This window comes from Micromonospora yangpuensis (genome assembly GCF_900091615.1).
Lineage (GTDB): Bacteria > Actinomycetota > Actinomycetes > Mycobacteriales > Micromonosporaceae > Micromonospora > Micromonospora yangpuensis.
In genome coordinates this window covers 5,467,078-5,481,069 of sequence record NZ_FMIA01000002.1, presented here as the reverse complement: position 1 = coordinate 5,481,069, position 13,992 = coordinate 5,467,078, and the positions used below count along the sequence as shown (strand labels likewise).

Annotated in this window: 12 protein-coding genes and 2 tRNA genes; 9 read left to right on the top strand and 5 right to left on the bottom strand. The window is 72.0% G+C overall.

The window, feature by feature from the left end; genetic code table 11:
- Nucleotides 1-84 precede the first annotated feature (84 nt).
- Together GA0070617_RS24710 and GA0070617_RS24705 are read left to right on the top strand one after the other, a co-directional pair.
- Nucleotides 85-339: a hypothetical protein gene (locus GA0070617_RS24710; RefSeq protein ID WP_091447299.1), complete on the top strand. Its 255-nt coding sequence runs from the start codon at nt 85-87 to the stop codon at nt 337-339.
- A gap of 129 nt (nt 340-468) precedes the next feature.
- A complete protein-coding gene (locus GA0070617_RS24705) occupies nt 469-834 on the top strand; it encodes a WhiB family transcriptional regulator (RefSeq protein WP_091443355.1) in 366 nt (121 codons plus the stop codon).
- Nucleotides 835-1,280: 446 nt separating this feature from the next.
- Here GA0070617_RS24705 and GA0070617_RS24695 read toward each other — a convergent pair whose 3' ends face one another.
- The 3 genes from GA0070617_RS24695 to GA0070617_RS31815 form a co-directional block, all read right to left on the bottom strand.
- Nucleotides 1,281-2,609 carry an ABC1 kinase family protein gene (locus GA0070617_RS24695; RefSeq protein ID WP_091443349.1) on the bottom strand — a complete coding sequence of 443 codons (1,329 nt, stop codon included), beginning with the start codon at nt 2,607-2,609 and terminating at the stop codon, nt 1,281-1,283.
- Between the two features lie 164 nt (nt 2,610-2,773).
- Nucleotides 2,774-3,910 carry a TOMM precursor leader peptide-binding protein gene (locus tag GA0070617_RS24690; protein WP_091443345.1) on the bottom strand — a complete coding sequence of 379 codons (1,137 nt, stop codon included), beginning with the start codon at nt 3,908-3,910 and terminating at the stop codon, nt 2,774-2,776.
- Between the two features lie 184 nt (nt 3,911-4,094).
- The gene (locus tag GA0070617_RS31815; RefSeq protein ID WP_007464795.1) at nt 4,095-4,262 is read right to left on the bottom strand and encodes a DUF5679 domain-containing protein; all 168 of its coding nucleotides are present in this window, start codon (nt 4,260-4,262) and stop codon (nt 4,095-4,097) included.
- A 505-nt stretch (nt 4,263-4,767) separates the two neighbouring features.
- Here GA0070617_RS31815 and GA0070617_RS24680 point away from each other — a divergent pair.
- Together GA0070617_RS24680 and GA0070617_RS24675 are read left to right on the top strand one after the other, a co-directional pair.
- Complete coding sequence (locus tag GA0070617_RS24680; protein WP_091443338.1) at nt 4,768-5,298, top strand: M48 metallopeptidase family protein; 531 nt, start codon at nt 4,768-4,770, stop codon at nt 5,296-5,298.
- A gap of 17 nt (nt 5,299-5,315) precedes the next feature.
- A complete protein-coding gene (locus GA0070617_RS24675; RefSeq protein ID WP_091443335.1) occupies nt 5,316-5,951 on the top strand; it encodes a hypothetical protein in 636 nt (211 codons plus the stop codon).
- A gap of 102 nt (nt 5,952-6,053) precedes the next feature.
- Here the strand turns inward: GA0070617_RS24675 and GA0070617_RS24670 are convergent, their stop codons facing one another.
- Nucleotides 6,054-7,283, bottom strand: a complete 1,230-nt coding sequence (locus GA0070617_RS24670) for a zinc-dependent metalloprotease (protein WP_091443332.1) — start codon at nt 7,281-7,283, stop codon at nt 6,054-6,056.
- 180 nt (nt 7,284-7,463) lie between these two features.
- Between GA0070617_RS24670 and GA0070617_RS24665 the strand changes: the two genes are divergently transcribed.
- From GA0070617_RS24665 to GA0070617_RS24645, 5 genes are all read left to right on the top strand, one after another.
- The gene (locus tag GA0070617_RS24665) at nt 7,464-8,477 is read left to right on the top strand and encodes a YlbL family protein (protein ID WP_175440648.1); all 1,014 of its coding nucleotides are present in this window, start codon (nt 7,464-7,466) and stop codon (nt 8,475-8,477) included.
- A gap of 216 nt (nt 8,478-8,693) precedes the next feature.
- Nucleotides 8,694-11,726, top strand: a complete 3,033-nt coding sequence (locus tag GA0070617_RS24660) for a UPF0182 family membrane protein (protein WP_175440647.1) — start codon at nt 8,694-8,696, stop codon at nt 11,724-11,726.
- 143 nt (nt 11,727-11,869) lie between these two features.
- Nucleotides 11,870-11,946 (top strand) — tRNA-Met (locus GA0070617_RS24655).
- A gap of 148 nt (nt 11,947-12,094) precedes the next feature.
- A tRNA-Met gene (locus GA0070617_RS24650) sits at nt 12,095-12,171 on the top strand.
- Between the two features lie 141 nt (nt 12,172-12,312).
- Nucleotides 12,313-12,561 carry a hypothetical protein gene (locus tag GA0070617_RS24645; RefSeq protein ID WP_091447296.1) on the top strand — a complete coding sequence of 83 codons (249 nt, stop codon included), beginning with the start codon at nt 12,313-12,315 and terminating at the stop codon, nt 12,559-12,561.
- Between the two features lie 13 nt (nt 12,562-12,574).
- On the opposite strand, the gene GA0070617_RS24640 is transcribed toward GA0070617_RS24645, so the two are convergent.
- Nucleotides 12,575-13,909, bottom strand: a complete 1,335-nt coding sequence (locus GA0070617_RS24640; RefSeq protein WP_229688636.1) for an ABC transporter substrate-binding protein — start codon at nt 13,907-13,909, stop codon at nt 12,575-12,577.
- Nucleotides 13,910-13,992 lie beyond the last annotated feature (83 nt).

Here is a 13,992-nt window from a genome sequence, read left to right as displayed (position 1 = left end):
TCCCTGCTCAGGGGGCAATGGGCAGCCGATCGGCGAGTGTGGAGAAGCCAGTCGACCCGAGGGAACGTGAGGGGGGTGTGCCAGATGGAGATCTACACGTATGAGCGTCCGAAGGCGCAGCCCGTTGGCCTCGCCACGTGGTCGGCTGCCCCGGTCCTGCTGACCGTGGCACCACTGTCGGATCCGCAGGTGCACCAGGTCGAGGTTCAGCCCGAGCTGACCCTCACCGTCGCGCCAACCGGAGTCGAGGGGACCAGTGGCTTCGCGGGCAAGGGTGCCCCGAATGCCATGAAGCGGCTGGACGTCCGCGGTGTTCCACCTCGAGGGAGACCGGTCTGATTCTCAGACCACCGGCTCACCTCGAGGCCGCGGAACCCGCTACCGGGATCCGCGGCCTCCGTTTTTTCTGCTCATAGCAGTACGTCGAAGCGATCGACAAGATCGAAGTGAGAGAGAGGTGACCGGGCGATGAGCCTGGCATTGGCCACCCTCGACGTGAACGTCGAGCTGGAGGCGAGCCTGCCCTGCCGGAAGGTCGACCCCGACCTGTGGTTCTCCGATTCGCCGACCGAGCTCGAGCTGGCCAAGTCGCTCTGCGGGGACTGCCCGCTGCGCGTCGAGTGCCTGGCCGGCGCGGCGGAGCGGGCCGAGCCGTGGGGTGTCTGGGGCGGCGAGATCTTCGAGCGTGGCGCGGTCGTACCGCGTAAGCGGCCCCGGGGCCGTCCACGTAAGGACGACCTCGCCCGGGACGCCGCGCTGCGGGCCGAGGCCGAGGCGCGGCTGGCCGCGAGCGGGCTGTCGGACCAGCGCAACGCGGTCCGGTTGGCGGCCTGACATGTTCCTCACCAGTGTCCCGGCCGGTTCCGTACCGGCGATCAGCGAACTGATGTCCGTGCTGTTGCACCACCCGAACGGAGCCGTCGAGATGCAACTACTCCACGAAGCGTTGTCCCGGGCTCGAATGCCTCGGCCTCAGGCCGGTCGTACCACCACGAGCACTGAGGCAACCCGATCCGCCCGTACCGTCGCCATGAACGGCCGCCGCCAGTCGGCCCTGGACCTAGGCACCCGCTAACCCCGGTAAGGAAGGGCCCCCTGTTAACGCTTTCGGTATAGCAGGGGGCCCTTCTCACACCTCGACGGGCGGGCCGGGGTGGTGCGGGACTGAGCCGGGGCGGCGCGGGGTCAGACGGCGGCGCGATCAGACGGCGGGGCGGGGCCAGACGGCGGGGCGGGGCCAGACGGCGGCGCGGGTCCAGCGGGCTGGAGGCCGGGACGGGTCAGGGGGTCGGGGCGAAGCCGGGCAACCAGCGGGCCAGGATCGCCCGGTACGGCGCCTTCGCCTCAAGCTGGCAGAGCACCCCGATCGAGCCCAGCGTCACCCGGTGGATGAGCAGGTACGACGGCGGCAAGTTGAGCTGTCGGCTCAGCTGGTACGCCGGGGACCGGGGGTTGGCCAGCCGGGTCGCCTCGGCCCGTAGCCAGGCCCGGGTGAACCGGAACTCCTCCTCGGCGATCGGTGCCAACACCGGCTGGAGGAACTCCAGCACGGCCTGGGCGTCGATCTCCTCGGTCGTACTGACGAAGCCCTCCTCGCGGAGCCCCGCCACCACGGCCTCCGCCTCGCCGCGCAGGGCCAACCCGGCGATCCGGCCGATCGGTTCCGGCGTGCCCTCGGGCATCCGGGCGACCGCCCCGAAGTCGATCACGCCGAGCCGGCCGTCGGCCAGCATGCGGAAGTTGCCCGGGTGCGGGTCGGCGTGCAGCAGCCCGGCGCGCGAGGGTGCGGACAGGTGCAGGGTGGCCATCAGCCGCCCCGCCTCGTCGCGTTCCTGCTCGGTGCCCTCGCGGATGATGTCGGCCAGCGGCCGGCCCTCGACCCACCCGGTGACCAGGACCCGCGGCGCGGACGACACCACCGGCGGGATGAAGATCTCCGGGTCGTCGGCGTACGCGGCTGCGAAGGCGCGTTGCGACTCGGCCTCCAGCTCGTAGTCGAGCTCCTCGGTGATCCGTTCCCGCAATTCGGCCAGGAGCGGCTTGATGTCGAGCCCGGGTTGGATCGCCCGGAACATCGCGCCCAGCCGGGAGAGCTGCTTCAGGTCGGCCAGCAGCGCGTCACCGGCGCCCGGGTACTGGATCTTGACGGCCACGTCCCGGGTGGTGCCGTCGGCCTCCCGCCAGGTGGCGCGGTGCACCTGCCCGATGCTGGCCGCCGCCGCGGGTACGTCGTCGAACTCGGCGAACCGCTCCCGCCAGTCCGGGCCGAGCTGCTCCGCGAGCACCTTGTGCACGCTGGCGACCGGCAGCGGCGGGGCCGCCTCCTGGAGCTTGGTGAGCGCCTGCCGGTACGGGGCCGCGATGTCCTCGGGCAGGGCCGCCTCGAAGACCGACAAGGCCTGACCGAACTTCATCGCACCGCCTTTGAGCTGGCCCAACACGCTGAAGAGCTGTTCGGCGGTGCGTTGCTGGATCTCTGCGGAGATCACGTCGGAGGCGATCCCGGTGACCCGCTTTCCCATGCCGAGGACGGTCCGCCCGGCGAAGCCGAGCGGCAGAGCGGCGAGCTTGGCGGTCCGGGACACAGCCCGGCGCGGGATGTCGGTCACCCGGCCATTGTTACCGACTCGGTGGGCTGGCTGCTGCTCCGCGCCCGGGCTTCGCCCGTCGGTACCGTCGCGCCCGGCTCACCGGCCCCGCTCGTCCGGCTCACCGCCCCGCTCGCCCGGCTCACCGGCCCCGCTCGTCCGGCCCACCGCCCCGCTCGTCCGGCTCACCGGCCCCGCTCGTCCGGCTCACCGCCCGGCTCACCGCCCCGCTCGTCCGGACTCCCGGCGGACCGGCCGGGTGCGCTGCTCCGACGCCGACCACCCGAGCAGCCGCAGGACGGGTGGGGGGCCCAGACCCGCCGACGTAGCTGCCCGGCGGCGCCGATCTCGACGGCCCGTCCGAGCGTCTCCGGGGTGCCGCCGTCGAGCTGGACCAGGACCTCGGCAGCGGCGTACGCGGTGGCGGCGAGCAGGGTGGTGACCGTACAGGCCTCCTCCCGGCCGTCCACGGCGAGCTGGGCGGCCAACGACGGCCAGTCCGGGTCTCGGTCGGTGCGGTGCAGGTCGAGGCAGTTCAGGCAGGGACCGGCAGGCGGCCGGACCAGCGGCCCCACCACCGGTACGCCACCGCGCAGGGTCAACAGCAGGTGCGCCTGTCGACGCTGGGCGTACCCGGTGGCGAGCAGGGCGGCGGGCCGGTCCGTGCCGAGTTGCAGCACCAGGTCTGCCCGGCCGCGCCGGATCGGCCGGGTCTCCGTACCCGGTGCGACGCCGCGGATCGCGTCCCGGACCGCGGCGGCGAGGGACCGGCCGACGTCGGCGGCGGGTAGCCCGGTGCCGACCAGGTCCGACGGGCGTACCTGGCCGGCCAGGTCGAGGTCGAGGTGGCCGATGCCGGCCTGCGCCAGGGCGACGGCGACCGGCCCGCCGAGCCGACCCGCGCCGGTCACCACCACCCGCGCACCGCGTCGTCGGCGCAGCACCTGGGCCGGGGTGCCGGGCAGCGGCTGCGGGGTGAGCGCGAGCGCCCCCGCCTCGCCGGTCAACCGGGTCCGCGCGGGCCCGGCGAGGTCCCGGGGCAGCAGCGTGTGCGCGGGTACGACCAGCCCGACGGCGTGCAGGGCGTCGAGGAGCCCGCGGGCCTCCTCCGGTGCCACCTCGCTCACCGAGGCGTGCCCGAGGATGCTGCGCACACTGTGGCTGCCGTCGAGCAGGTCGAGCAGGCGGGCCGCCCGGGGGTTGGCGATCTCCAGCAGTACCGCCCGGCCGGGCTCGACGCCGAGCTGCAGGGTGTGCCGGTCACGCCAGAGCCGGGCGAGACCGGGCAGCAGGGTGGGGCGGGGGAGGATGGCGCGGGTCATGTCGACAGATAGTCACCGCATCCCCGCTCTCCGTCGCTCGTTTTCCACAGGTGTGGCGCACCCTGTCCAGGGCTGTCCACAGGAAATCCTGAGTTATCCACAACCGGTCGGTAACCGTGTCGGGTAGCCGACATGCCGAGGGGAGGGTGGCCGGTCGGGCCACCCTCCCCTCGGGTTCGTACGGTCAGACCTTCGCCTTGCCCAGGATCCGGTTCACTGTTGTCCCGCAAACCGGACACTTGCCCTTTGCCATGTTCATCCCGGTCTTCGAGACCTCGACGTGTCCCTCGAAGTCCCGCTTCTCCTTGCACTTGACGCAGTAACCGTTGTAGGTCTGGGCCTGATCGGCCACGGTGCCCTCCTCGTCTAGTCCGCCGGTCATTGCCGTGCCGGCGGTTTGCCCCCGGCGGCGGGCCCACGGGGGCACCGGCGCTGGGTCTTGCTCCACGATCATGCTCATGACCGCTGGTCCGCGGACCCTACCCAGGTCTGGGCAGTTCCATGTCAGGCGTGCATCGACACTGTGAGGAAGTCGACGTCGAGAGTGTGCATGGCGAATAAGGTCGGATAAGTCAGTTTGGCGGGGACACGCCGGGCGAACCCCCTCATCGGTGCCCCTGCGCCGCCCCCGTGGCTGGCCGGCCGCACCGCCCGGGTGGACCGTCCGGTCCGGCCGGGTGCCCGCCACGAAGGGTGATGAAGACCATTCGGAGCGGCGTCACGGATAATTTTTTAGGACTCCTAACGACCAATCACCACTTTCCGGGCGCGTGTCGAGCGGTTGACCCTTGCGGATCCCTGGTCAGTACGCATTAGCTTTTCCTCGTGACAGGATTCCGAGGCTGCGCGGCCCACTGATGACGGGGGCGCGGAAGCCGGTCGTCGAGGTACGGCGCAGTCAGCGTCGGCGACGTACGGTGTCCGCCTACCGCGACGGTGAGCGGGTCGTCGTGCTCATCCCGGACCAGTTCTCCCGGGCCGAGGAGAGCGAGTGGGTGGACCGGATGCTGGCCCGGCTCGCCGCCCGCGAGGGTCGGCTGGGCCGCTCGGACACCGAGCTGCTCACCCGGGCCGCCCGGCTGATCGACCAGCACCTCGGCGAGTACGGCCCGCAGGCGGTGCCGGCCAGCGTCCGGTGGGTGAGCAACCAGAACGGCCGCTGGGGCTCCTGCACCCCGGCCGACCGGACCATCCGGATCTCCCACCGGCTGCAGGACATGCCGGACTGGGTGCTCGACTACGTGCTGCTGCACGAACTGGCCCACCTGATCGTGCCCAGCCACAACGCCCGGTTCTGGGCCCTGGTCGGGCGTTACCCGAAGACGGAACGGGCGCGCGGCTACCTGGAGGGCGTCGCGGCGGTCTCCGGCGTCCCGCTCGCCGACTGACCGGTTAGGGTCGGTGAGTGGTTCGACGTGTGGTGGTGGCGCTGCTCGCCCCGGTGACCTGGTCACCGCCGGGCATCGATCCGGTTGACTGGCGCACGGCCCTCGCCGAGGATGTCGTCGACCTGCTCGCCACCCTCAACGAGGTGGAGACCGCGGTGGCGGTGACGCCCGCCGACCGGTGGCTCGCCGACGCGGTCGTCTGGCCGGGTACGGCGGTGCACGAGGTGGCGCGACCGACACCGACTGCCGTGCTCGGCCTGCTCGACGGGTACGACCAGGCGGCTGTCGTGGCCGCCGACGCGCCCGACCTGCCGGGGCTGACCCTTGCCAAGCTGCTCCGCCCGCTCACCAGCCGTCCGGTCGCCGTCGCCCCGGGCGTCGCGGGGGCGGACGACGCCGGCTCCGGGGCGGGCGGTCCCGGGCTGCTGGGCGTCGCGGTGCGGCTGCCCGTACCCGGGTGGTTGCCGGACCTGGATCTGGACACCGGGCGGCCGGCGGCGCTGCGCGCGGCGGCACCGCAGCCTGGTCAGGTGGCGGTCACGCCGGCCTGGCACCGGCTGCGCGGCCCCGCCGACCTGGCCCTGCTCGACCCGGCGACACCGGGCTGGGACGCCACCCGAGCCCTGCTCTCCGACGCCGGCCGACCGGCCTGATCCCGCTCCGGCACCGACCGGCCTGATCCCGCTCCGGCACCGACCGGCCTGATCCGGCTCCGGCACCGGCCAGCCGGCGGTGACGCTGTGACGGTGCGCGGGTCAGGGGCGCTTGTCGTCGTCCCCGGGCTCCTCGGCGAGGCGCGGCGCCTCGCCCGGTGCCTGCTCGTGCGGGCCGCCCGGCGCGGTGAAGTCGAAGCTCTCCAACTCGCCGAGGTCCAGCTCGGCCCGGGCGAAGGCCACCGGGTCGGCGAAGTCGTCGTCGGAGGGGAGCAGGTCGGGGTGCCCCCACAGGGCGTCCCGGCCGTCGATGCCCCGGTGCTCGGTCAGGGCGGCCCAGAGCGCCGCGGCCTCACGCAGCCGGCGCGGGCGCAGCTCCAGGCCGACCAGGGCGGCGAAGGTCTGCTCGGCGGGGCCACCGGCGGCCCGACGGCGGCGGAACGCCTCGGCCAGCCGGACCACGTTGGGCAGCCGCTCGGCGGCGGCGCTGTCCACCACGTGGCACACCCAGCCCTCGACCAGGGCGAGGGCGGTCTCCAGGCGGGCCAGCGAGGCCTTCTGCGCCGGGGTGTCCTCGGGGGTGAAGATGCCCTCCAGCGCGATCGCCTGCATCGACTCCGGGTCGGTCGGGTCGACCCGACCCATCGCCTCCTCGACCGCCTCCCGGTTGACCCGGATGCCGGCGGCGTAGGTCTCGACGGCACTGAGCACGTGTCCGCGCAGCCACGGCACGTGCTGGAAGAGCCGCTGGTGGGCGGCCTCGCGCAGGGCGACGTAGAGGCGTACCTCGTCCTCGGGCAGCTCCAGGCCCTCGCCGTACGCGCGGATGTTGGCCGGGATGAGCGCGGCCGTGCCGGCCGGGCCGAGCGGTAGCCCGATGTCGCCGGCGGAGAGCACCTCGGCGGCGAGTGAGCCGAGCGCCTGGCCGAGCTGACCGCCGAAGAGCGCGCCGCCCAGGGTGGCGACCATCGACTGCATCGGGCCGAGCTGGGCGCGGGCCTCCGGGGGCACCAGGTCACCCATCGCGCCGACCATCCGGCTGGCGACCGGGTCGCAGAGCTTGCGCCAGACGTCCAGGGTCCGGTAGATCCACTCGTTGCGGTTCCAGGCTACCGAGTTCTGGATGCCCGACGGCAGGTCGGAGGCGGGCTCCAGCCAGAGGTCGGCCAGCCGCAACGCCTCCTCGACCGCGTTGCGCTCGAACGGCGAGACCGCCGGATCACCCACCGCGGCGAGCTGACTGGCGGCCACCTGCCGGGCCAGGTCCCAGTTGACCGGGCCGCCGCCCGACGCGGCGAAGAGATGCTGCAGTTGGGACATGAACTGCTGCATCTGCGCGGGGTCGTTGGGGTCTGGTGGTTGCCCACCCGGGAGCGCGAAACCGAACGGAATATCAGGCACGACGTCTACGGTACGCGGGCCGCGCCCCAGGTCGGCCCCACCGGCGTTGCGCTGAGGGCGAAGTCGCGGCGCGCGCCGGTCGCCGGTGGCGCGGTCGGTACGCTCTGGCGCATGAGACGTCGTGGCGTGACCGTCCTGCTCGGTGCTCTGCTCACCGCCCTGTTGAGCGTCGGTGTCCTGGTTACGCCCATTCCGTACGTGGTGCTCGGTCCGGGGCCGACCGTCGACACGTTGGGCACCGAGGACGGCACCGAGGTCATCCAGATCACCGGGCGGGAGACCTCCACCTCCGCCGGTCAGCTGCGGCTGACCACGGTCGGGGTGCAGCCCAGCGTCAAGCTGCGCTCGGCGCTGGCCGGTTGGTTCTCCTCGGACCGGGCGGTGGTGCCGCGCGAGCTGGTCTACCCGCCCGGTGAGTCGCAGCAGGAGGTCAAGCAGCGCAACGAGGAGGACTTCCGGACCTCCCAGACCAGCGCCGAGACCGCCGCCCTGGCCGAGTTGGGCTACCCGATCCAGGTGGTGGTCAAGACGGTGGCGGCCGCCGGCCCGGCCGCCGGGGTGCTGCGCGTCGGTGACGTGGTGACCTCCGTCGAGGGGCAGCCGGTGACCACCGCGGCGAGCCTGACCGAGCTGGTCCGGGCGGCCCCGGCGGGTACCGCGCTGACCATCGGTTACACCCGGTCGGGGGCGGCCGCCACGGCGACGGTGACCAGCCGGGAGCAGGACGGCCGGCCGCGCATCGGGGTGGAGATCGCCCAGGAGCAGCCGCACCCCTTCACCCTCAAGATCGACCTGGGGGACATCGGTGGGCCGAGCGCCGGGCTGATGTTCGCCCTCGGCATCGTGGACAAGATCGAGCCCGAGGACCTGACCGGGGGCAAGATCATCGCCGGTACCGGCACCATCGACGACGAGGGCCGGGTCGGGCCGATCGGCGGCATCGCCCAGAAGCTGGTCGGGGCGAAGCAGGCCGGGGCGGAGGCTTTCCTGGTGCCGGCGGACAACTGCGCGGAGGCGCTGCGCAACCCCCAGCCCGACCTGCCCCTGCTCCGGGTCGGCTCGCTGGACGAGGCGCTCACCGCCCTGGCGGCGGTCCGCTCGGGGGGTCAACCCGTCCGCTGCTGACCCGCACGCGCCACCCGCCCGCTCCCGGAGGGGCCCGCCCGGCACCGACCGACCGATCTCGATCAGCGGCATCGACCGGGCCGGGTGCGCCCGGCCGCCGGTGTGCAACACAGCTGGCGTGGCCAGACCTTGACCGTACGCGTTCAGGAACACCCCGTACTCTGGGGTGCCTGGTCGGAGCCGATCACATCGAGCGTGCGGAGCCAAACAGTGGTCATGCGTAGCAGCCCCCTGCCGAGGATGAGCCGACGCGGACGCGTCACGATCGGCGTGCTGGTCGGGGTGTTCGTGCTGTTCAGCCTGCTCAGTTGGGGGGTGCAGGTCTGGACCGACTGGCTGTGGTTCGACGAGGTCCGCTTCACCGACGTGTTCACCAGCGTGCTGACCACCCGGCTGCTGCTCTTCCTCACCATCGGCGTGCTGATGGCCGCGCTGATCGGCGGCAACCTCTGGTTGGCCCACCGGCTGCGGCCCAGTCTGCGGCCGCACTCCGCCGAGCAGGCCACCCTGGAGCGGTACCGGATGCTCCTCGGGCCTCGGCTGGGGCTCTGGATCACGCTGGTGGCGGTCGTCGTCGGGATCTTCGCCGGGCTGTCCGCGCAGAGCCGGTGGAGCCAGTGGCTACTCTTCCGCAACGGCGGCGACTTCGGGGTGGACGATCCCGAGTTCGGCATCGACATCGGCTTCTACGTCTTCCAGTTGCCGTTCTGGCGCTACCTGCTCGGGGTCGGTTTCACCATGGTGGTGCTCGCCCTGCTCGGGGCGCTGGCCGTGCACTACATCTTCGGCGGGATCCGGCTGCAGGGCGTCGGCGACCGGATGACCAACGCCGCCCGCGCCCACGTCACCACCCTCGTCGCGGTCTTCGTCGGGCTCAAGGCGGTCGCGTACGTGCTCGACCGGCGGGCGATGCTGCTGGAGTACAACGACGGCGTCAACCTCTACGGCGCCGGCTACGCCGACGTCAACGCGCTGCTGCCGGCCAAGGAGATCCTCGCCTACATCTCGGTCGTGGTGGCGATCGCGATCGTCGTCTTCTCCAACGCGGTGATGCGTAACCTCGTCTGGCCGGGCATCTCGCTCGCCCTGCTCGGGGTCTCCGCGGTGGCGATCGGTGGGATCTACCCGTGGGCGGTGCAGACCTTCGAGGTCCGGCCGAGCGAGAAGGACAAGGAAGCGCCCTACATCCAGCGCAGCATCGACGCGACGCGGGCGTCGTTCGGGCTCGCCGGCACCGAACCGGTCAGGTACGCGGCCAACAACCTCACCCCACCGGCGAGCCTGGCCACCGACACCGCGGTGGTGCAGAACATCCGCCTGCTCGACCCGCAGCTGGTCTCCGAGACCTACACCCAGCGGCAGCAGGTCCGGCAGTTCTACGACTTCGGCGAGAAGCTCGACGTCGACCGGTACACCGTCAACGGCACCACCCAGGACTACGTGGTCGGCCTCCGGGAGATCAACTACCGGCAGCTCAGCAACCAGCAGGACACCTGGATCAACCGGCACACCGTCTACACCCACGGGTACGGGCTGGTCGCGGCCCCGGCCAACCGGGTGGTCTGCGGCGGGCAGCCGTTCTTCGTCTCCGGCTTCCTCGACGACGCCAACGACCAGCAGGAGGAGCAGAACGCCCAGGGCGAGCTCTGCACCGCCCGCGCCGACACCATCCCGACCGAGCAGCCCCGGGTCTACTACGGCGAGCGGATGGAGCCGGGCGACTACGCGATCGTCGGGCAGACCGACCCCGAGCGCAACGCGGAGTTCGACCGCCCGGTCGGCGACAGCGAGGGTGAGAGCACCGGTACCGGCGAGTTCTACACCTACACCGGCAGCGGCGGCGTCGACGTGGGGTCGTTCCCCCGCCGACTGCTGTACGCGATCAAGGAGCAGGAGTCGAACTTCCTCCTCTCCGACCGGGTGAACGAGAACTCCAAGCTGCTCTACATCCGCAACCCGCGGGACCGGGTGGAGAAGGTCGCCCCGTTCCTGACCGTTGACGGTGACCCGTACCCGGCGGTGGTCGACGGCCGGATCCAGTGGATCATCGACGGCTACACCACGTCCGCGACCTACCCGTACGCCGAGCGGGTCAACCTCCAGCAGGAGACCGCCGACGAGCTGACCGGCCGGGGCACCTTCCAGTTGGCCCGGGAGAACGTCAACTACATCCGCAACTCGGTGAAGGCGACTGTCGACGCGTACGACGGGACCGTTCGGCTGTACGAGTTCGACGACAACGATCCGGTGCTCAAGGCGTGGAACAAGGCCTTCGGCGGTGACCTGGTCCGGCCGAAGTCGGAGATCCCGGCCGAGCTCAGCGAGCACTTCCGCTACCCGGCGGACCTGTTCAAGGTGCAGCGCAACCTGCTCACCAAGTTCCACGTGACCGATCCGGGGGACTTCTACTCGGCGCAGGACTTCTGGCAGGTGCCGAGCGTGCCGGACAACCCGGACAGCGGGCAGCGGCAGCCCCCGTACTACCTCTACACCCAGTTCCCCGGTCAGGACGGGCCGAGGTTCCAGCTGACCTCGGCGGTCACTCCGAACGGGCGGCAGAACCTCGCCGCGCTGATCAGCGGGTCGTACGTCGACGGGCAGCCCCGACTGGAGGTGCTGGACCTGCCCGACCAGACCCGGATCTCCGGGCCGGTGCAGGTGCACCAGCAGATGACCAACAACGCCGACATCCGGCAGCAGCTGAACCTGCTCTCCTCGAACCAGGCCCAGGTGCAGTACGGCAACCTGCTCTCCCTGCCCTTCGGCAACGGGATGCTCTACGTCGAGCCGGTCTACGTCAAGACCAACCAGGAGAACGCGCCGCCGCTGCTGCAGCGGGTGCTGATGTCGTACGGCGACGGCGGCTCGTACGTGGTGCTTGCCAACAACGTGTCGGAGGGCATCAAGGCGCTGGTCGAGCAGGGTGAACGGGCGGGCAACCAGACGCCCGCGCCGCCGGCCGGGGACGACGAGACGCCGCCGGCCTCGCCGACCCCGCCGCCGTCACCGGGCACCACCCCGGAGCTGACCGGTGATCTGGCCGAGGCGGCCCAGGCCGTGCAGACGGCGATCGCCGAGGTCCGGGCCGCGCAGACCTCCGGTGACTTCGCCCGGTACGGCGAGGCGCTGAAGCAGCTGGACGAGGCGATGGCCGCGTTCCAGCGGGCCCAGCAGGCGGGCAACCCGAACGCCCCGGCGTCTCCGGCCGCCAGTCCGACGGGCACGCCCGCGCCCAGCCCGAGCGGCTGACCCGGGGAGCGGTTCGGTCTCGACGAACCCGTGGCCGTGGGAGCTCTGTTGCTCCCGTGACCACGGGTTTCGCCGTACACGCGCCGGTTCTCCGGGGCCGTTTTGCACCGCCGGCGGGTGGTGCGCTAGGGTTGTCCTACCGACGCGGGGTGGAGCAGCTCGGTAGCTCGCTGGGCTCATAACCCAGAGGTCGCAGGTTCAAATCCTGTCCCCGCTACCACCCGAACGGCCCCGAGGATCTCCTCGGGGCCGTTCGCGTTCGAAGGCCCGTTCCCTTCGGGGTCGTCCGCGTTTGCTGGCCGGTTCCTTCCGGTCCTGACCCCCCGGCTGATCTTCCCGACGGGGGTGCGCTAAGCTTTTCCCAGCGACGCGGGGTGGAGCAGCTCGGTAGCTCGCTGGGCTCATAACCCAGAGGTCGCAGGTTCAAATCCTGTCCCCGCTACCACCCGAAGGCCCCGGAGATCTTCTCCGGGGCCTTCGCCGTGTGCGCCGGCCGAGGTCGACCCGGGTGTCCGGTTTCGACCACTGTCCGTCCGGCCGGGCGATCGGGGCTGCCGACGTTGCGCCGGTCGGGGAGGATGAGGTCATGTCTTCGTGGAGCAGATGGTGGGGCCGGCTCGGTGCGGTCCTCGGTACGGTCGCGCTGTCGGTCTTCGTGCCCGTCGCGGCCTGGGCGTCCAGTGGCACCGGTGAGCTGGTGCTGGAGGCCGCCAGACGGCGGTCCCGGGGCGGGTTCGGCGTGATCGGGCTGCTCTGCTGTCTGGTGGTGGTCGTCGCGGTGGTCCTGCTGCTGCTCCGGCTGACCCGCAACCGGCGCGGCGGCCCACCCCGCTGACCCGGCGGGCGGGTCACTCGGCGAGGGCCGCTCCGGCCTCGTTGACGAAGCGGGTGGCGGCGGCCCGGATGGTGGAGCGGCGGGTCTGCACGCTCTCCGCGGCACCGGTCAGCAACCGGCGGACCTTGCCGTGCCCCCTCGGTGGCGGCGCGGGCGCCGGCCCGAACCGGCTGGCCAGGGTCGCCTCGAAGGCGGCGGAGCGCTTGACGGCCTCGTCGGTGAGGTTGTCCTGCACGTACCGCCGGACGCCGAGGTTGGCGCTGAGCCCCCGTTCGATGCCCAGTGCCTCGCCCACCGCCAGGTTGTTGGTCAGGAAGTTGATCACGTCGACGGCGGTGTCCGCGTGGCGGGTGCCCCGGAACGCCGCCCAGTACATCGACGCCCGCGCCCAGTGTGCCGAGGGTGGGCCGGGGCAGCTGACCAGGTCGATCTCGTCCTCGGTGTGGCTCTGCAGGTCGGCGAGCTGGTTGGACCAGCAGAACGAGGCGGCACTGTCGCCGGTGACCACGAGTTGGCGGGACGGGTCGCCGTCGGCGGCCCGGTCCACCAGCGCCTGCCTCGGAGTGGACTTGGCGGAACGGGCGCGCTGCCAGAGGTCGAACCAGTCGACCACGTCGTCGGCGTCGAACCCGAGCCGCCGGCCCCGGTACAGCTCGGCGTTGCGCGAGCGCAGCCAGAGCCAGAACGGCCGGTAGTCCCCGGAGGGGTCCATGGTGCCGGCGACCTTGCCGCCGCTGGCCTGGGTGACCTGGTCGGCCCAGCTCAGGTACTCCTGATAGGACATCCCGATCTGCGGCTCGGGCTGGCCGAGCCGGCGCAGCAGGCTGCGGTTGAAGGCCAGCGCGGGGGTGTTCTGGGCGGCGGCCACCGCCATCGTCCGGCCACCCACCTCGGCGTAGCTCGCCAGGCTCTCGGGCAGGCCGCTCAGGTCCAGTCGGCTGTCCGCGACGTGTCCACTGAGGTCGAGCAGGATCTCCCGTTGGGCGTACTCGGCGAGGAAGTTGTCGTCGATCTGCAGCAGGTCGGGTGCGTTGCCGGCGGCGGCCTGGGTGGCGAGCCGCTCGTAGTAGCCGCTGTTGGCCTGCCAGGTGACCCGGAAGGTGACCTGGGGATTGCGGGCGGTGTAGAGGCGCAGGGCGCGCTCGGTGAGCTCCGCCCGGAGCTGGTTGCCCCACCAGAAGATGGAGAGTTCCACCGGCTCCTCGCGGACCGGGGCGGCCCGGTCGGCCTGGCAGCCGGTGAGCGCGCCGGCGCCGAGGACCGGCAGTCCCAGGGCGGCGGCGAGCAGCCGCCGGCGGCCGGGATCGGCGTCCGGAGGGGACAGGAGAGGGTGTCGGGCGGCGGGCAAGGGGAGGCTCCTCGGTGCCGGGCAGGTGCACGCGGTCGGACCATTTACACAGGTGACGCGCGTGGGTGTCAACGTCGACCCAT

Coding starts and splice junctions, on each gene's coding strand:
- GA0070617_RS24645 (WP_091447296.1), top strand. CDS start 12,313: ATGTCTTCGTGGAGCAGATGGTGGGGCCGGCTCGGTGCGGTCCTCGGT.
- GA0070617_RS24660 (WP_175440647.1), top strand. CDS start 8,694: ATGCGTAGCAGCCCCCTGCCGAGGATGAGCCGACGCGGACGCGTCACG.
- GA0070617_RS24705 (WP_091443355.1), top strand. CDS start 469: ATGAGCCTGGCATTGGCCACCCTCGACGTGAACGTCGAGCTGGAGGCG.
- GA0070617_RS24710 (WP_091447299.1), top strand. CDS start 85: ATGGAGATCTACACGTATGAGCGTCCGAAGGCGCAGCCCGTTGGCCTC.
- GA0070617_RS24690 (WP_091443345.1), bottom strand. CDS start 3,910: ATGACCCGCGCCATCCTCCCCCGCCCCACCCTGCTGCCCGGTCTCGCC.
- GA0070617_RS24680 (WP_091443338.1), top strand. CDS start 4,768: ATGACGGGGGCGCGGAAGCCGGTCGTCGAGGTACGGCGCAGTCAGCGT.
- GA0070617_RS24665 (WP_175440648.1), top strand. CDS start 7,464: ATGAGACGTCGTGGCGTGACCGTCCTGCTCGGTGCTCTGCTCACCGCC.
- GA0070617_RS24670 (WP_091443332.1), bottom strand. CDS start 7,283: ATGCAGCAGTTCATGTCCCAACTGCAGCATCTCTTCGCCGCGTCGGGC.